Raw genomic sequence first — 18,896 nt, 5'->3', positions numbered from 1 at the left:
AAACAGCCGTATTAATTCAAAATGGAGATGAATCTTTACGGATTGACATGGAAAATGACGATGAATTAGACAAATTAATAAATCAGTTTTTAGACTATGAAAGGGCTGAAATAAAAGACTTTCGTCAAGCAATTAATACTTTTAGTCAAGATTTACCCACTATACTAAACACTCTCAGAAATTTAATTGATTCTCAAGATACCCTAAACTCAGATACTTCAGGCAAGGGGCTTAAGCCCATTGTTACCAACTCTGGAAAACCCATACCCTTACCGAAAGTTAAGTTAAAAGCTGATAAAATTAACGGTAAAATTATTATTGATGAGATAACAATTTTAGAAAATATACCGCCTTTGGCATGGGAATATAAATTAGGTAATCGTAGTGCCTTAGAATGGATATTAGACCAATATAAAGAAAAAAAACCTAAAGATAAAACCATAGCAGAAAAGTTCAATAATTATCGTTTTGCTGACTATAAAGAGCAAGTAATTGACTTATTAACCAGAGTTACTACAGTTAGTATTGAAACGATGAAAATTATTAACCAAATGAATTTATAAAACTAAATATAGCAGTCCTAAATCTGTTGTGAAATCTCTAAAGATAGAAAACAAATTCTTCCCTATTATCTAACAAGGCAAGGAGCTTAAGCCCCTTGTTACCTACCCTCTGCCTTCAAATTTGCTATGGTTATTTTGCCACGAATCATTTAGGATTGCTATAGTTAAGACAAGACAATCAACAGTACCTCAGTTCGATGTAAAAATATCGGATAAAGATAGTTGATTATTTTTTCAACCAGCTAAACATAGCGCGTAAATCTTTACCGACTTCTTCTATAGTTTGTTCAGCTTCACGACGACGCATAGCAGTAAATCCGGGTTTTCCAGCCTGATTTTCTAAAATAAATTCTCTGGCAAATTGCCCTGATTGAATTTCCGTAAGAATTTTTTTCATTTCAGCACGGGTGTCATCGGTTATAATTCTAGGGCCTCTGGTATAATCACCATATTCAGCAGTATTAGAAATACTATTACGCATAGTAGCTAAACCACCTTCAACGATTAAATCGACGATTAATTTAACTTCGTGTAAACACTCGAAATAAGCTAATTCTGGTTGATAACCAGCAGATACTAATGTATCAAAACCTGCTTTAATTAACTCGGATAAACCGCCACATAATACAGCTTGTTCACCAAATAAATCGGTTTCTGTTTCTTCTCTGAAGCTAGTTTCAAGAATACCTCCACGAGTACCACCAATTCCTTTGGCATATGCCATCGCTAAATTACGAGCGTTTCCTGTAGCATCTTGATATACGGCAAATAAAGCTGGTACACCTTGTCCTTGTTCATAAGTCCGACGTACTAAATGTCCAGGTCCTTTAGGTGCAATCATTACTACGTCAACATCTACAGGGGGTATAATTTGACCAAAATGAATATTAAAACCATGAGCGAATGATAATACTTTACCTTTAGTTAAATAAGGTGCAATCTCTTTTTCATAGATACTGCGTTGAACTTCATCCGGTAATAAAATCATAATCCAGTCAGCAAGGGAAGAAGCCTCAGCAACGGTATGGACTTTTAAACCTGCCGATTCAGCTTTAGCTTTAGATTTGCTCCCTTCATAAAGTCCAACAATGACATTAACACCACTTTCTTTTAAGTTTAAAGCATGGGCGTGTCCTTGAGATCCATAACCAATAATTGCTACAGTTTTATTAGCAAATAAGTCTAAGTTGGCATCATTATCATAATACATCTGAGCCATTGTAATTTACCTCAATTATAAAATTTAAAATTTAGTGAGCGATCTTATATCTTACCTCAGATCTTGCATCAACTATTAAATTGACTGGTTAAGGTAGGTAATCTGTAAATCTTACTATATAGAACCTATTTGATATTTACATCTGTAACCGAAATAACAAAAGGTTTTGACGAGATTAAAGCATTTATTCTCAAATCATTACTATGTAATTCTTCTAAAAAAGATACCAAATGGGTTCTATAAAGCTGATAGCTGATAGCTGATAGCTAACACCTCAATATTTATTCATAATTATCGTTCATCGTTAACAGTATCAACAAGTAAAATAGATGAAGAATTATGGTTAGTAGGTTAATAAAAATGTTAGAACATGATGTAATTATTATTGGTGGTGGTTTAGCCGGATGTCGTGCCGCTCTTGAAATTAAAAAACAAAATCATAGTTTAGATGTAGGTTTAGTGGCGAAAACTCACCCTATTCGTTCTCATTCTGTGGCTGCTCAAGGTGGTATTGCTGCTAGTTTACAAAATGTAGATCCTGAAGATGATTGGAAAGCTCATGCTTTTGATACCGTTAAAGGCTCAGATTATTTAGCAGATCAGGATGCAGTAGAATATTTAACCAAAGAAGCTCCGGAAGTTATTATCGAATTAGAACATTTAGGGGTGTTATTTTCTCGTTTAGAAGATGGTAGAATTGCCCAACGGGCTTTTGGTGGACATTCTCATAAACGAACTTGTTATGCTGCTGATAAAACTGGTCATGCTATGTTACACGAGTTGGTTAATAATTTGCGACGAAATAAAGTCAAAGTTTATGAAGAATGGTATGTTTTGCAATTAATTCTCGAAGATACTAAACCCTCTCAACCTTTATTAAGTAGAGAGAATATACCCAATGAGGAGAATGTTATTAAAGAAGCTAAAGGTGTTGTTATGTTTAACATCGCTGATGGGCGTTTAGAGGTAGTAAGGGCGAAGGCGGTGATGTTTGCGACTGGTGGTTATGGTAGGGTTTTTAATACTACTTCTAATGATTACGCTTCCACTGGTGATGGTTTAGGAATGTGTGCGGCGGCGGGTTTACCTCTTGAAGATATGGAATTTGTACAGTTTCATCCTACGGGCTTATTTCCTGTCGGTGTCTTGATTTCTGAAGCAGTTAGAGGAGAAGGTGCTTATTTACGCAACAGTGACGGTGAGCGTTTTATGCAACGTTACGCCCCTAATCAAATGGAATTAGCCCCCCGTGATATTACTTCCCGTGCCATAGTTTTAGAAATTCGGGCAGGAAGGGGTATTCATCCTGATGGTAGTGCCGGTGGTGCTTATGTGCATTTAGATTTGACTCACATGGGTAAGGAAAAAATTATGAGTCGTGTGCCTTTTTGTTGGGAAGAAGCCCATCGTTTGGTGGGAGTTGATGCTGTTTATCAGCCCATGCCTGTACGCCCTACCGCTCATTATTGTATGGGGGGCATTCCTGTTAATACCGATGGTAGAGTGCGTCAAAATGTAACTCAATTAACGGAAGGATTTTTTGCGGCAGGAGAATGTGCTTGTGTTTCCGTGCATGGTGGCAATCGTCTCGGTAGTAATTCTCTCTTGGAATGTGTGGTTTATGGTAGAAGGGTTGGACGGGCGATCGCCAATTATGTTATAAATCGTAAAATGCCCGATATTGACGAGAAAAAGTACTTACAACAAGCACAAAAGCGCATAAATAGTTTACTTTGTCAAGAGGGAAATTTAAGAATTAATAGCTTAAGACAAGATTTTCAGGATACCATGACAGAGCATTGCGGAGTATTTCGCCTAGGGGAAGTGATGAAAGAAGGTATAAAAAAAATTCAACAACTTAAGGCTAAATATAGTCAAATTTTCCTCGAAGAAAAAGATACTCATTGGAATCCTGAGTTAATTGAAGCCTTAGAATTACAAAACATCATGATTGTTGGGGAGATAATTTTAACCTCCGCTTTACAACGGCAAGAAAGCCGAGGAGCACATTCACGGGAAGATTATCCCACCAGAGATGATAAAAATTTTCTGCAACATACTTTAGCCTCTTATTCTAGGGATAGTGTCAAAGTTGATTATATGCCTGTAGTTATAACTATGTTTGAACCAAAAGAACGAAAATACTAATAACCATAGCTTAGATTTTTCACCCACTAAAAACCAACCTCGAAATTAATTTCGAGGCCCATAGCTGTCATTATCTAATCAAAAAGTGATCGAAACTGGGGAAAAATTATCTTTAGAAGAACAAGAAATATTAGTTAATTTAATACAGAAAAGATTATCTGAATAACGGAGAATAATGTTAAGTCAAGAAATAAAAAAAGTTCATCAAGAAATGGAAGATAGAAAAATAAAATTTAGTACAGTTAATGATTTTTTAGGAGAATTAGATCAAGAATAAAAATTGCATTTTTTAAAGTTGCTTTAGTTGATTTTTGCTATTAGCTTTGTCAAGAAGAGTGCAAAGGGATTTACGACTCAAAATCATTAACTTTCAATTATCTTAATTTCCTCCTCCGTTAAACCATACAATTTATACACTAAGACATCAATTTCTCTCTCTAATTTACTGGTATCTGCTAAAGAATTTACTTTTTTTTCTGTTAAGATTTCCCTTACTAATTTGATAAATATTTTTTGTTTTTTCATCGTAATATCTTTAGGAATAGGAATTTTTGAAGTGGTAGGATTATCAAATTGCATAGTACGAATAGCCTTAGCAAATATAAATAAATAAACATACCAATTAACTAACTTAGAGTGTAATAAAGTCCAAATAAATTCTGGTTTAATCTCCGGTTTTAATTCAATTTGATTGATAGTATCTACTAAAATAAAATCTTGATTTTCAGGAATAGAAGCAGTAATAGAAATATGATCAATTGGATTTTCTATATGAGCTACGATTCTTTGAACTAAAATAGAATTAGCCTTAATAAATGCCTTATTGTCATTAACAATTTGACGGTTAATTTTTCCTTTTATGCCTTTAATACCATATTTTTGTACTTGGGCACCACCAATTACATCAGCGTCTCCTTTGTCACTAACTAATTTTTGCAACATCGCACCCCGTTGATTTATGCTAATATCATTTAAAAATTGACAGCTATTTAATATTTTTAATCCTAACTCAATTTCTCTCTCATTGATACCATTAATAATAAAGCCAAATTGCTTAAATAATTCTTTATCTAAAGTAGTTAAATATCTAATATCTTCACCAAAAAGTTTTAAAGATTGATAATTTTTACTTGTTGAATTTCTTATTAATTGAAAAATACAAACTTCTAATTTTACATCTTGCCAAACCTTGCCACAATCGACAATTTTTGTTAAGTCATTAATGGTATCTTCTCTAATTTTTTGATAGTTAGAGGCAAAGGTAAATGATTTAGGGATAATATAAGATTGAATACCACATTTATTTAACATTTCATAACCTTTTTTGATAAATAAAATTGCTGTTTCTGTTGTGCCATAGCCATAAATTTCATTGAGAATTTCTTGTTGATTTTGTGTTAATTTGACTCCATAAGGAGGATTACCGATAATAAGATCAAAACCGATAAAGTCACCATTCTGATTTAACACTTCGGGAAACTCAAAACGCCACTCAAAACCATGACGATAGATAGCATGATTTTGTTTATCGTCTATCTCTTGAATTAATAAATTAATTTGTTTTTCTAACTTTTTTTCTTTCTTTTCTCTGTCTTTTTTCTCCTTACCGGATTCTTTAAATAAAGATTGTTGATTTTGTAAACTATATAACTCATTTTCCTTTTTCCTTAATTCTTGTTGTAGAGGATCATTTCCCGTCATAACTGTAGTAAAATTATCTTTTATTTGCTTAATTAAAGTGATAACTTCCTGTTTTTCTTGTCTGTTTTGAGGATTATGATAAGTCTTGATTGCCTGTTGATAATCTTTAATCGTTAAATTATGTTTTTTGAGGGCTAATTTTAAATCTGATTTTAAATCAAAGCGACTAATTAAAGAGTTTCCGCACTTAATATTAATATCAATATTTGGTAAAGTTTCAAGGGTGCGATCGCCTCTAGCTCTGCTTGGTAAGGTGGATTTAACCGCCCCCCTTGGTAAGGTGTGAGTATTATTATGGAAAGTACCCATTTCTAAGGGGGATTTAGGAAGATCATTTTCATGATAATAAGCGTTTTTGAGCAACTCAATCCATAACCTTAACCGACAAATTTTTACAGAATTAATGTTAATATCCACTCCAAATAAGCAATTTTCAATGATAGTTTTCTTTTCATGAAATAAACTTTCTTGGATGCGTTGACTATTGGCAAAATCCGGTTTATAGTTATATAATTCTCCATCTTCATCCTTAATTATTAACTCATCATTTTCAACCTCGATCGAATATTCCTTAATCCGTTTTCCTTGTCTATCTTGCCAAATATTTAACCTACTTTTTAAAGCGATAATTTCATTTAAAGCTGATACTAAAAAATGACCAGAACCCACCGCAGGATCGCAAATGGTGATACTATTAATGATAGAATTAGCTTCATTTCTTGCCTCCAGATTTTGATATTCAATTAATTCTTTTAACTCGTCAATATTTTGACAATGCCAACTTTTAACCTGATTAAATTTTGTGATAACTGCTTTAGAAACGGTTTCCCGACACATATACATAGTAATAAAACCGGGAGTAAAAAAGGAACCATCTTGATAACCGTTAATCTTCTCAAAAATTAACCCCAAAACCGAAGCATTAATTAAGCTTTTTCTTTCCTCTTGGATTTCTTCTTTTCCTTCACTGCTGAAGTTATAAGCTGATAAAAACTCGAATAAATAAGTTAAAGTGTTTAACTCTCCTGTTTTTCTATTCCCTTGACTATTTTTTAAAACAGTATGCTTAAATAAGAGTAGTTGATAATCATTATTTAAGTTGGCAATTAAGAGGGTTTTATTTTCTAATTCTGTTACCTCAAATAAACCACTGTTAAGATAAGGAATATAATTAAATTTAGCTTGAATATCTGGATTTCTCTCATCAATATTTTTCGCTAATACTTGAAAGAAGAGGGTATCTAAGTCATTAAAATTAGTAATTGTTTCACTGTGAAGAAAACTATAACTTTTATCACCATTGTTATAGTTAATAAGTTGTGCCTCTAGGAGTTTTAAAAATAAAATACGGTTAATCCAAGTAATAACTAATTCTAAGGCAACTTTAAATAATTGTTCTTGATAATTTTCTCCTAATTCCTCAAGATTAGATAGATTATTGAGTTTATTATAAGTATCTAAATGATAGATGACATTTTCTAATAATGATCCCTGATTTCGATTGTCTTGACAAAGGCGCTGAATTAATTTTTTACTTTTTTCTTTGACTTCTGTTAAACCAATGATATATAGTAATTCCCTATAAAAATCTTGATCTAAACTATTGCTATCGTTGGCAAAAGGTAGTTTTAATAAATGTTCGGGAGATAGAATTTTATAGAGAGGTATTAACTGTTTATCTTCGGATATATTTTGATAGTCTTTGAGGTTAAAATAAGTAAAGTTTTCTCTTAATTCATGCTGTTTCTCAGTGATATATTTACTAGCAATTTCTTGATAAAAAAAATCTTGTTTATTGCTAGTTAATCTTCCTGCTTGAAAGTCTTGAAAGTCTTTAATTAAGGCTTTATTTTGGTAAAATAATCTTTCAAATAAATTAGCATCAAAGATAAACCAGTTATAAATATCAGTGATGATTAAATGTTTTAAGTTGATGTTATTATCGTTAATTCTTTCTTGTAAATAATAAAAGAGTAACTGCTGTAATGATTTGACGTTAAGTTTATCAAGACTAACCATTTCGGTTTTATTTGCTGGTTTTTTTGTCTCGATAATTACGCCGATTTGACTGTTTTTATTGCCATGATGAATGACTAAATCATTTTTATTTTTAGTATTGAGATAATGAAGGGGATGATAATAAGTTTGATTAAAAAAATCTCGTAAATTATTTTTATGATATTCTTCCGATTCGTTAATTTTATTATTGGTTATAGAAATTAATTTTTCTAAATTTTCTTTAAATTTATTAATATCTTCCCTAGCAATGGGTATTTTTCTAAAAGCAGAATTTAAGGCTTGTTTAATATACATCTTTTATATATTTTTAAGGTTTATTAACTGACTTTAGTAGAGTTATGTTGTTAGGAATGATATTAATATTATTGGGAGGGTTGATGGTGTTGAGTCATAAATCGCTCTGCCATAAATTAACTGTTAGGAATGAAATTTATATCATTGAGGGGATTTATTATCAACTATCAACTAAGCTAGTTTGCATTTAAGTAGAATGGTGATGGTAGGGAAAAGGGAAGAGGGAAGAGGGAAAAATTAAGACTTTCAGTCATTTTCAAGAATTAATAAAAAAGGTAAGTTAAATGCGTCTTAGCTTATTTACGATAAATCAATACCTTCAATATATTTCGCTACAGTTTGAACATCTTTGTCACCACGACCTGAACAATTAATGACAATATGAGGGCTACCTTTAATATCAAGGCAAAGTTTCTCTAAATAAGCGAAAGCGTGAGCAGTTTCTAAGGCGGGAATAATGCCTTCTAATTTACACACCAACTGAAAAGCTGCTAAAGCATCCTTATCAGTAACGCTATAATATTCTGCTCTACCTTCATCTTTCAAGTAACTATGTTCTGGCCCAACTCCAGGGTAATCTAACCCCGCACTGATAGAATGAGCTTCTGTTACTTGCCCTTCTGTATCTTGAAGTAAATAACTCATAGCACCGTGTAAGACTCCGGGTTTTCCTTGAGTTAAAGTTGCAGCGTGTTTTCCTGATGCAATACCACTTCCTTCGGCTTCCACACCGATTAACCGCACAGAGGCATCACCGACAAACTCGTAAAACAAGCCCATGGCATTTGAGCCTCCCCCCACACAGGCGAGTAAAATGTCAGGTAAACCGCCCCATTTTTCTAAACATTGGCTACGGGTTTCTTTACCTATAACACCATGAAAATCTCTCACCATCATGGGATAAGGATGAGGTCCTGCCACCGATCCTAAGATATAATGGGTAGTCTCAACATTTGTTACCCAATCTCGAATGGCTTCTGATGTAGCATCTTTGAGCGTTCCAGTTCCGGCCGATACGGGTTGAACCTTTGCCCCTAATAGCCTCATTCTGAAAACATTTAACTTTTGGCGTTCCATATCTTCTACGCCCATATATATTACACAGTCTAACCCAAAACGAGCGCATACTGTAGCCGTAGCAACTCCATGTTGTCCTGCACCAGTTTCCGCAATAATTCTTTTTTTGCCCATACGCACAGCTAATAAAACTTGCCCTAAAGCGTTATTAATTTTATGAGCCCCTGTATGGTTTAAGTCTTCTCGTTTAAGATAAATTTGAGCGCCTGTGCCGTCAGGTTTAGCATAATATTGGGTTAATCTTTCCGCAAAATAAAGAGGATTTGCTCTCCCAACATAGTCTTTTAGTAGTTGATTGAATTCTTGTTGAAAATCAGGATTATTTTTATAATTACCATAGGCAGTTTCCAACTCACTTAACGCAGGCATCAATGTTTCAGGTACATATTTACCGCCATATTTCCCAAAACGTCCGAAATTATCAGGTACTTGAGTAAAATTAGAATTAGCTTTAACGGGTGTAACAGTCACAATTTTTAAGATTTAATTTATTAATTTCTTTTGTTACTATTTTAGCCTAATTAGAGATTAATATTGTTTATTTAACACCTCAAACCTTTATTAAGTAAGGTTTTTTACATCTAATTCTTAACACTTTTATCCTTCAATGAAATCAATTTATCTATCTTTAAAATGTCAAAAAGATGACATTCGTTATATTTTTAGTTATAGTTATTTCAATTAAGATTGAGACAAATTTTAAAATTTTGTAGGGCGATGCACATCCCACCATTTAATACTTTGCAATAGTTATTAGTAATAAAAAACTGTATCATTGTTATTCAAAATTACTATAAATATAAACACCCACACAAATTAACTGGTGAGTGAAAATATTTATAATTTACTCCCATTCGATCGTGCCGGGAGGTTTAGAGGTAATGTCATAAACCACACGATTAACCCCTTTGACTTCGTTAACGATACGATTAGATATACTCTCTAATAAATCATAGGGAGGTTTTGCCCAATCTGCCGTCATGCCGTCTTCACTGGTGATTAAACGTAGTACTACGGGGAAAGCATAGGTTCTTTGATCTCCCATAACACCAACGCTTCTAACAGGTAGTAACACTGCAAATGCTTGCCAAAAATCATGATACATTCCCCATTTTTTGATCTCATCTCTAACGATAAAATCAGCATCTCGCAAGATATTTAGTTTTTCGGAAGTTACTTCTCCTAAAATACGAATAGCTAAACCAGGTCCTGGGAAGGGATGACGTGATACAATTTCTTCAGGGAGCCCAATTGATCGACCTACTTTGCGTACTTCATCTTTAAATAATTTGCGTAAAGGTTCGACTAATTTAAACCGAAGATTTTTCGGTAAACCGCCAACATTATGATGACTCTTGATTTTGACGGCGACTCTTTCTCCTGTTTTTGGATCGATATTGGTATCAGCAGATTCGATCACATCAGGGTATAATGTACCTTGGGCTAAATAATCAAAAGGTCCTAAACGAGTGGACTCTTCTTCAAATACTTGGATAAATTCGTGTCCTATTAAACGTCGTTTCTCTTCAGGATCTGTTATTCCTTTTATTTTATCAATAAAGCGATCACGAGCGTTAACATATTCTACATTGATGTGAAATTGTTGATCAAAAATCTCTACAAGCCTTTCAGGTTCACCTTTACGCATGAAACCTTGATCAATAAACATACAAGTAAGTTGATCTCCGATAGCTTCATGAAGTAAAAAAGCAAGGGTAGAAGAATCAACACCGCCGGATAATGCTAATAATACTCGTTTATCGCCAACTCTGGCACGAATTTCTTTGATAGACTCTTCTACAAAGGTTTTAGTTGTCCATGTAGGTTCACATTCACAAATATGATACACAAAGTTACGAATTAAAGCTGTTCCATATTCTGAATGTATTACTTCAGGGTGAAATTGCACACCAAAAAGTTTTTGTTTATGTTGGGCGATCGCCGCACAGGGTGTATTATCAGTATGAGCTAGAATTTTGAAACCTTCAGGTAGTTCGGTACAAGAGTCAGCATGACTCATCCACATAGTAGATCCTTGTTCTACGTTAGTAAGTAAATCAGTAGGATCATCAATATGTAAAGAAGCCTTACCATATTCCCCTCTTTTTGCCCTTTCCACCTTACCACCTAACTGTTTAACCATTAACTGCATACCATAGCACACACCTAATACAGGAATACCCAGTTGCCAAATTTCAGGATCACAAAGAGGAGCGTAATCATCATATACTGAACTAGGTCCTCCTGAAAGAATAATGCCTTGAGGCTTGATTTCCCTGAGTTTTTCTGCGGTGGTACGATAAGAAATAACCTCAGAATAAACCTCAGTTTCTCGGATGCGACGGGCGATTAATTCTGAATATTGAGAACCAAAATCAAGAATAGCGATCATTTGACGTTGAACATGAATGCTAGAATCAATGTCAGTATCTATATCTTGTGTTTTTGGTGGGATAGTGTCTGCTATAGTCACGGGTACTTACTTTAATGTATGGATTTAAAATATATTTAGCAATTCTTGCTATTAAAATATTTTAACACCTTGAGATCTTCAACATTCTTAATAACTTAGGAAAGTTGAACGAAAGTGAAGAATCTCAGCAAGTCATCAACAACTTAGTGACCGCTATATATTTAGAAGTTAAAACCATGATATTAAATCTACCTACTTATAACTTAGTTATAATATCTAGCTTAAAGGTTAAAAAACTATCTGATTCAAAAATTACAATAACAAAAAAATTTCTTGATGGAATAACTGCATATCAAAAGTATTTTTCTGGCTCAATAACGGTAATAATGGAATCAACTAACGATAAGACAACTAATCTTGATGACATAATAGTAAATATTATCTAGTATTAATACATAATCAAATGATAGGCAAATATTTTTCATTAACTCAGATATATAGTAATCCCATATGAGTCAGGAGAAAATTATCTTTCTTAACCTTCTTTAGCAAAAAGAAAACTTCTCTTGAAATTCTCACAAATAATTTAACATTGCTATGTAAAAAATTTTAAATCAATATTTAATTATATTAAATGCAAAAAAAAATCAAAGAAAATGACTGGGGATTATTATTAAAAATCGCTCCTTATGCCAAAAGAAATTTATCTATTTTATTAATATCTTTAGTTTTATTAATACCTTTATCTTGAGCAGGTGCAGTACAGCCTTTACTTGTAGGTCAAGCAATTTCATTGTTAAGAAAAGAGGCTACATGGTCATTTTTAAGTGCTTATTCTGTCTCTAACGGCTTAAATTTATTAGCTTTTATTTTGCTTTTAACTATTATTATTAGAACTATTTTTCAAGCATGGCAAGGCTTTTTAGTCCAAAAAGTTGGGCAAGAAATAACTGCATTTATTAGAGAAGATTTATTTAATCATATTACTTCTTTAGCATCTAATTTTTTCAATAAAACTCCCGTAGGAAAATTGGTGACTAGAATTACTAACGATGTGGAAGCATTAGGAGACGTGTTTGCTACGGGTGCTATTGGTATTCTTAGCGATTTAGTATCTATTTTAGTCATTATTTTGACAATGTTTTCTTTACAGTGGCAGTTGGCTTCTATGTTGGTATTAATGTTAATTCCTGTCACAGCCTTAATTATCTACTTTCAACGACAATATCGTAAGGCAAATTACGCTGCCCGAGATGAATTATCTTTACTTAATTCTATATTGCAAGAAAATGTTGTAGGTATTAATATTGTGCAATTATTTCGCCGAGAAAAATATAATAGTGAAATGTTTCGTAATGTAAATCAGAGATATTTAGTTGCCATTGATAAAACTATCTTTCATGATTCAGCAGTGTCAGCAACTTTAGAATGGATTTCTTTAGCGGCGATAGCCGGGGTATTATGGTTAGGAGGATTATTTATCTTGGAGGATAAACTCACATTTGGGGTATTATCAGCTTTTATTCTTTATTCTCAACGATTATTTGATCCTTTACGACAATTTGCCGATAAATTTACCATGTTTCAGTCAGGTTTTACTGCTATTGAAAGAATTACAGAATTGATGAGTATTCCCTTAGAAATTAAAGACAGAGAAGATAATATTAGTTTTGATAGTAACAAAGAACCAGAAAAAATTGGCGAAATTCGCTTTGAAAATGTGTGGTTTGGTTATAAACCCAATGAATATGTGTTGAAGAATCTCAATTTTACCATTAAACCAGGAGAAAAAGTTGCCCTAGTTGGTCCAACAGGAGCAGGAAAAAGCTCTATTATTAGATTATTATGCCGTTTATATGAACCAACTCAAGGGAGAATTTTAGTAGATGGCATTGATATTAAAGATATTACTCAAGCAGAATTGAGAAGTCATATCGGCGTAATTTTACAAGAAAGTTTTATCTTTGCAGGAGACGTAAAACGGAATATTACTTTAGGAGAAGAATACAGTTTTGAAGAAATAAAACAAGCGGCTGAAATTACGAATATTGATAAATTTATCGATAAATTACCCCAAGGATATGATACCCAATTAAGAGAAAGAGGAGCTAATCTTTCTGGAGGGCAAAAACAAAGACTAGGCATTGCAAGAGCTTTAATTATGAATCCTGATATATTAATCTTTGATGAGGCGACTTCTAGCCTTGATTATGAGTCGGAAAGAGAAATTCAATTAGCAATGCGATCGATTTTTGGCACTCGTACTACTATTATTATCGCCCATCGTTTAAGCACTGTTAGAGAAGCTGATAAAATTGTAGTATTAGATCAAGGAAAAATTGCTGAAGTTGGAAATCATGCCCAGTTATTAGCTAGTAAAGGGATTTATCAAAGATTACATTCTTTACAAGAAAGTGGCGATTTATATTAAAATTTTGTTTTGTAAAAATTTCAAGTTAAGAGTTTAAAACTTTTTGGTTAATCCAGCTTGTTTACAAATTTGATTAGCTGTAATTCTGTCAAAAATATTGTGTCTTTTTAGAGGAATTGTTTTATCATTATTGGTGTAAATAGAGTGATTAGCACCTTCTCTTAATAGATAAAAACCGTTACTTTCCAAATAATTAATTAAATCCTTTCTTTTTACCGACATTAAGCAACCTCAACGGATAAAATTTCAATAATATCAGTAGTATTTAACGGAATATCTTTTCCTTGTTGTTGATAGGCTAAAACCATTTCTTTTAACGCATCTTCCAACATAAAACGGCATTCTTGCAAGTCTTTTCCTTCCGTAATTATCTCTTGCCATTCAATTATTTGCCCCATATATCCAGAGGGAATTTTTGTATATTTAGCAGTATATTTAAAGTCCATAGTTTTACTATTTAGATTCTTCTTTCGATCCTAGAGCTTATAATTATAAAAAATTGGGAGAATTACTCAAATCAACAAGCTTATTTATTGTTGATGGAAATAATGTGAGCTTAAAATAATTATGGTAGGGCAGTTTATCACCCCACCAAAATCATTATTGTAAAGGTAATAAATATACCAAAACAAATAAAATAATCCAAATTACATCCACAAAGTGCCAATATAATTCTGATGCTTCCACACCGAAATGTTTACTAGCAGAATAATGTCCTTCTTTTCTCGATCGCCAAAGTACTGCTAAAATGAACAATAAACCTGCGGTGACGTGTAAACCGTGAAAACCAGTTAACACATAAAAACAACTGGTAAAGAGATTATCTGTTAAACCAAAACCAGTATGGGCATATTCATAGAGTTGCCCACCCAAGAAAATAGCACCCATAATCGCAGTAATAGTAAACCAAAGTTGTAAACCCTTGACATCATTATTTCTAATACAACTTTGCCCTTTGTGCATAACAAAACTACTAGAAATCAGGATAACACTATTAATGCCGGGTAAAAGTAACTCTAATTCGATGTCACCCATAGGCCACTCAGGCACAGTAGCATAATAAATCATGTAAGCACTGAAAAGACCAAAAAAGATCATACTTTCAGCGATAAGAAACAATACTAAACCAAACATCCGATGATCTGGATGTCCATGATGATGAAATTCGGCTTTTTCTTCGTAACCGATAGTAACTTGGGAATCAATAGCTGAACTTTGCATAATATTACAGTAATAATCGAATAAATTAAAAGTAGGTTGGGTTAGTGATAACGTAATTCCACAATTGAAGTAGCCGGAATTAGTGATAACGTAACCCAACTTTTTACAATGGTTATAGTGTGTTAGCGAGAGAGTAACACATTCTACTTAGCGCTGACATCTGCTAACATATCGGCAACACTTTCTTCCTCTTGCTCTTCATCGTCAACACCATAGTCATAAGGACCACTCCATAAAATTGGTTCTTCTTCAAAATTTTCGATGATAGGGGGTGAAGCTGTTTGCCACTCAAGGGTTAACGCCCTCCAAGGATTGCGCTCGGCTTGTGTGCCCTTTGCTAAACTCCAAATCACATTAATTATAAAAGGAATTGTTGATACTGCCATAACGTACGCACCAGCAGTACTTAATAAATTCAGAGGCTGAAATTCCACATCGTATAAAGCCACACGGCGATTCATCCCCATTAAGCCTAATTGGTGCATAGGCATAAAGGTGATGTTTAAACCGATGAAAGTTAAGATAAAATGTAATTGCCCTAAACCTTCGTGGTAGTTTTTCCCCGTCATCTTCGGATACCAGTGATAAAAGCCCGAAAATAGAGCTAATGCCGAACCACCAAACAATACATAGTGAAAATGACCTACAATAAAATAAGTATCATGGACGTAAATATCAAAAGGTAAAAAAGAAATCATTCCCCTTGTAAAACCGCCGATAAGGAAAGATGACACAAAACCCATAGCAAACAACATGGGAGTATTAAGTTCAATTTTGCCGCCCCACATAGTCGCACACCAACTAAAAATTTTAATTCCTGTTGGCACGGCAATCAACATTGTTGTAGCCATGAAAAACATCCGTAACCATCCTGGTGTACCACTGGTAAACATATGATGTGCCCATACAATCAATCCTAAAAAAGTAATGGCTAAACTAGAATAGGCGATGGCCCGATAACCAAAAATAGGTTTACGAGAATGTACTGGAATTACTTCGGAAATTACCCCAAAAAACGGCAGAATCATAATATATACCGCCGGATGTGAATAAAACCAAAATAGATGTTGATAAACCACAGGATCACCACCACCTGTAGGATTAAAGAAACTTGTTCCGGCAATTAAGTCGAAGGAAAGTAAAATTAACGCTCCTGCTAATACGGGAGTTGAAAGAAGAATCAAAGCCGAAGTTGCCAACATCGCCCAACAAAATAAGGGCATACTGTACAAATCCATATCTTTAATCCGCATTTTAAGAATAGTGGTAGCGAAATTTATCGCCCCTAAAATGGAAGATGTGCCTAATAATAAAAGGCTTAAAATCCAAAATTCTTCACCCCATTTACCAGTCATTAAACTTAAAGGAGGATAAGATGTCCAACCAGATTGTGGCGCACCTACTAAAAAACTACCTAATAATAAAACTCCTCCCGGTGGTGCCATCCAAAAAGCAACGGCATTTAAACGGGGAAAAGCCATATCTTCAGCACCAATCATCAAAGGAATAAGATAATTGGCAAATGCAGCCCCCGCCGGTACAATCCATAAAAAGATCATAATTGTACCGTGAAGGGTAAATAGTTGGTTGTATAACTCTGGTGAAACAATATCGGGATCTGGAGTTGCTAATTCTGTGCGTACCACTTCCGCAAACGCACCCCCGATAAAGTAAAACAAAAAAGATGTTACTAAATACTGGATACCTATTACTTTATGATCAGTATTAAAGGTAAAGTAATCAATTAATTTCCTCTGTTTGTGTTGAGGTTTTTCCGAAACTGTGTTTGTTGCCATAAAGGGTTGATTAAAAAATTTATTGATGTGGATTCAAAGATTTGATTTGTCTCACGCAAAGACGCAAAGACGCAAAGGGTTACAGGTAAGTTATCTATTCTCCTTCGCATTCTTCACATTTTAATTATTATGCAATTGTGCAAGGGTTTCAGGTGTTACCCCTAAATGGTGGGAGTGCATTTCTAATCGTTTTTCCCCTGTCATCGATTGTGTCATCAACGCCATTGTATCCGCTTTTTCTTGGGCGTTAGCAAAAGTGTTTTCTTGTATCCATTTTTGGTAATCTTCTTCACTTTCTACATAAAGGGTTGTTTTCATTCCCCCATGATAAGCACCACATAACTCAGCACAAACAATCGGATAATTCCCTATCCTATTGGCATTAAATGCTAAATTAGAATCTCTACCCGGTAATACATCCTGTTTTAACCTCAGTTGAGGTACCCAAAAAGCATGAATGACATCCCCAGCTTTCATGTTAAGTTTCACTTGTTTATTTACAGGTACATGAAGTTCTCCCGAAACTACACCAGAGTCAGGATAAGTAAAAATCCATGCGTATTGAATACCATTAACATCTACTTCTAAATCAGCTTTAGCGTTGCCGATACCTAAAGATAAATGCCCTTGATGAGGGTTAAAAGCAACCATTTTTCCTTTATTTTCCGCCATCTGCATTTCCCCTTGAGGAAAATCTCTCGAAGTTTCAGGATCTAAACCTCCCATATTGTTATAAACTTCAAAGCTATAAAGTGCCAAAATAAAAACAATAACCGTGGGAATAGCAGTCCACACTATCTCTAACGGTACATTCCCTTCAACACCAGGTCCGTCTGTTTTATCCCCTTTTTTTCGTCTAAATTTAATCAGACAATAGACTAAAACTCCTTCTACTATTAAGAATAATCCAGTGGCGATCGTCATCATCAAGTTGAATAACTCATCTACTTCCGCCGCACCTTGAGAGGCTTCTACTGGCATTAAACCATGATTTTGTCCATACCACAAACTGATCAGCGTTAGTAAAATACCTGCTATCAGTGTGATAATATTACCCGGAATATTCACTGTTACTAATCCTATCGATAGATAATTAAACTTCTCTCTTTTAGGATAAGATATATTTTCCTAGATGTTGCAATCTTTTCAGGAATTGATGACACTCTATCGGGCTGTCTTCCACGAGGATTCTTAAGAAGTTAACTTAAACTCACATTCAAGTCACTTAAACCCCAGATGTAAATTAAGAGCCAGATTAACCAAATTCATCATCTCCCCAGAGAGACTACCTACAACATCCCCTAGTAACCTTTCTTTAGAAATAGTCCTAACTTGTTGAGCTTGAATCTTCGAGTCTTGAGGTAAACCCGAATCCGCCCTACTAATAAACACCTCAAAAGGATAAACTTTCGTCACCTTAGAAGTTATGGGTAACACCGTTACAGTGGAAGCCACCCGATTATTAATATCATTGCTGACGATTAACACAGGGCGAGTTTTAGCCACCTCTGAGCCAATGGTAAGACTAAGATTAGCATAGAATATATCACCACGTTTCATCACCTAAACCGTCTCCTGCTACCACCTCCCAATCACACTCAATCTCCTTGTCAGCTTCCCTGTACGCATTTTCCAAGTCTTGCTCCCGCAGTAACATTAACGCCTCCTCTACTACCTGTGAAGACGATTTACTCCCCTTACTATTTTTATAACTGTCGATAAATACCACCAAATCCTCAGAAATGGACACCGACATTTTTCTTGCCGTCATAACTTATCTAAAAGTAAATAAAATTATTACCACTTAATCCTAACACTTTTTTATCATACTCAATATTGATTGATCGTTCTATCTCACTTGGCGATCGTCTTTTCAGATCACAATAAAGTGTTTTTATAATTATATTTACTACATTTTTCTCAGACTGAGACCTTGTATCAATACATTAGTACTAAGTAGATACTAGAGTGGGTAATTGCCCACTTTTTTATTTATTGTCAAAATTTAGCGTCA

Annotated in this window: 14 protein-coding genes and 2 pseudogenes; 5 read left to right on the top strand and 11 right to left on the bottom strand. The window is 34.0% G+C overall.

The window, feature by feature from the left end:
• The coding region (locus FWJ34_RS04520) for a type ISP restriction/modification enzyme (protein ID WP_308254131.1) at positions 1-563 on the top strand (563 nt) is incomplete at its 5' end.
• A gap of 226 nt (positions 564-789) precedes the next feature.
• Here FWJ34_RS04520 and ilvC read toward each other — a convergent pair.
• Positions 790-1,782: a ketol-acid reductoisomerase gene (gene ilvC, locus FWJ34_RS04515; RefSeq protein WP_308254130.1), complete on the bottom strand. Its 993-nt coding sequence runs from the start codon at positions 1,780-1,782 to the stop codon at positions 790-792.
• A 360-nt stretch (positions 1,783-2,142) separates the two neighbouring features.
• On the opposite strand from ilvC, the gene FWJ34_RS04510 reads away from it, so the two are divergent.
• Positions 2,143-3,930 carry a succinate dehydrogenase/fumarate reductase flavoprotein subunit gene (locus tag FWJ34_RS04510; RefSeq protein ID WP_308254137.1) on the top strand — a complete coding sequence of 596 codons (1,788 nt, stop codon included), beginning with the start codon at positions 2,143-2,145 and terminating at the stop codon, positions 3,928-3,930.
• A 363-nt stretch (positions 3,931-4,293) separates the two neighbouring features.
• Here FWJ34_RS04510 and FWJ34_RS04505 read toward each other — a convergent pair whose 3' ends face one another.
• The 3 genes from FWJ34_RS04505 to guaA all read right to left on the bottom strand — a co-directional run bounded on the left by FWJ34_RS04505 (position 4,294) and on the right by guaA (position 11,413).
• Positions 4,294-7,944, bottom strand: a complete 3,651-nt coding sequence (locus FWJ34_RS04505; RefSeq protein WP_308254129.1) for an Eco57I restriction-modification methylase domain-containing protein — start codon at positions 7,942-7,944, stop codon at positions 4,294-4,296.
• 300 nt (positions 7,945-8,244) lie between these two features.
• Positions 8,245-9,492, bottom strand: coding sequence for a tryptophan synthase subunit beta (trpB, locus tag FWJ34_RS04500; protein WP_308254128.1), 1,248 nt, complete (start codon positions 9,490-9,492; stop codon positions 8,245-8,247).
• Positions 9,493-9,865: 373 nt separating this feature from the next.
• Positions 9,866-11,413 (bottom strand): glutamine-hydrolyzing GMP synthase, encoded by a 1,548-nt coding sequence (gene guaA, locus FWJ34_RS04495; RefSeq protein ID WP_308254136.1) that lies wholly within the window; start codon positions 11,411-11,413, stop codon positions 9,866-9,868.
• Between the two features lie 185 nt (positions 11,414-11,598).
• Between guaA and FWJ34_RS04490 the strand changes: the two genes are divergently transcribed.
• Both FWJ34_RS04490 and FWJ34_RS04485 read left to right on the top strand, forming a co-directional pair.
• Positions 11,599-11,880 carry a hypothetical protein gene (locus FWJ34_RS04490; protein ID WP_308254127.1) on the top strand — a complete coding sequence of 94 codons (282 nt, stop codon included), beginning with the start codon at positions 11,599-11,601 and terminating at the stop codon, positions 11,878-11,880.
• Between the two features lie 188 nt (positions 11,881-12,068).
• Positions 12,069-13,865: pseudogene (locus tag FWJ34_RS04485) on the top strand (ABC transporter ATP-binding protein).
• A gap of 33 nt (positions 13,866-13,898) precedes the next feature.
• Here FWJ34_RS04485 and FWJ34_RS04480 read toward each other — a convergent pair.
• Together FWJ34_RS04480 and FWJ34_RS04475 are read right to left on the bottom strand one after the other, a co-directional pair.
• A complete protein-coding gene (locus FWJ34_RS04480) occupies positions 13,899-14,087 on the bottom strand; it encodes a type II toxin-antitoxin system HicA family toxin (protein WP_308254126.1) in 189 nt (62 codons plus the stop codon).
• On the bottom strand, positions 14,087-14,311 hold the full coding sequence (locus FWJ34_RS04475) for a hypothetical protein (protein WP_308254125.1): 225 nt from the start codon (positions 14,309-14,311) through the stop codon (positions 14,087-14,089). The genes FWJ34_RS04480 and FWJ34_RS04475 overlap by 1 nt, the downstream gene beginning before the upstream one ends.
• A 26-nt stretch (positions 14,312-14,337) precedes the next feature.
• Here FWJ34_RS04475 and FWJ34_RS19520 point away from each other — a divergent pair.
• Positions 14,338-14,430: pseudogene (locus tag FWJ34_RS19520) on the top strand (hypothetical protein); the annotation flags it as partial.
• Positions 14,431-14,465: 35 nt separating this feature from the next.
• Here FWJ34_RS19520 and FWJ34_RS04470 read toward each other — a convergent pair.
• From FWJ34_RS04470 to FWJ34_RS04450, 5 genes are all read right to left on the bottom strand, one after another.
• On the bottom strand, positions 14,466-15,086 hold the full coding sequence (locus FWJ34_RS04470) for a heme-copper oxidase subunit III (RefSeq protein WP_396231657.1): 621 nt from the start codon (positions 15,084-15,086) through the stop codon (positions 14,466-14,468).
• 143 nt (positions 15,087-15,229) lie between these two features.
• A complete protein-coding gene (ctaD, locus tag FWJ34_RS04465; RefSeq protein WP_308254124.1) occupies positions 15,230-16,882 on the bottom strand; it encodes a cytochrome c oxidase subunit I in 1,653 nt (550 codons plus the stop codon).
• 120 nt (positions 16,883-17,002) lie between these two features.
• A complete protein-coding gene (locus FWJ34_RS04460) occupies positions 17,003-17,950 on the bottom strand; it encodes a cytochrome c oxidase subunit II (RefSeq protein WP_308254123.1) in 948 nt (315 codons plus the stop codon).
• Between the two features lie 153 nt (positions 17,951-18,103).
• Positions 18,104-18,442, bottom strand: coding sequence for a type II toxin-antitoxin system PemK/MazF family toxin (locus tag FWJ34_RS04455; protein WP_308254134.1), 339 nt, complete (start codon positions 18,440-18,442; stop codon positions 18,104-18,106).
• Complete coding sequence (locus FWJ34_RS04450) at positions 18,429-18,638, bottom strand: CopG family transcriptional regulator (protein WP_308254122.1); 210 nt, start codon at positions 18,636-18,638, stop codon at positions 18,429-18,431. Before FWJ34_RS04450 ends, FWJ34_RS04455 begins: the two co-directional genes overlap by 14 nt.
• Positions 18,639-18,896: the final 258 nt, after the last annotated feature.

The sequence above is a fragment of the Geminocystis sp. GBBB08 genome (assembly GCF_016743215.1).
Classification (GTDB): domain Bacteria; phylum Cyanobacteriota; class Cyanobacteriia; order Cyanobacteriales; family Cyanobacteriaceae; genus Geminocystis.
The sequence above is the reverse complement of the archived record's forward strand: the minus strand, read 5'-3'. Positions and strand labels throughout refer to the sequence as shown.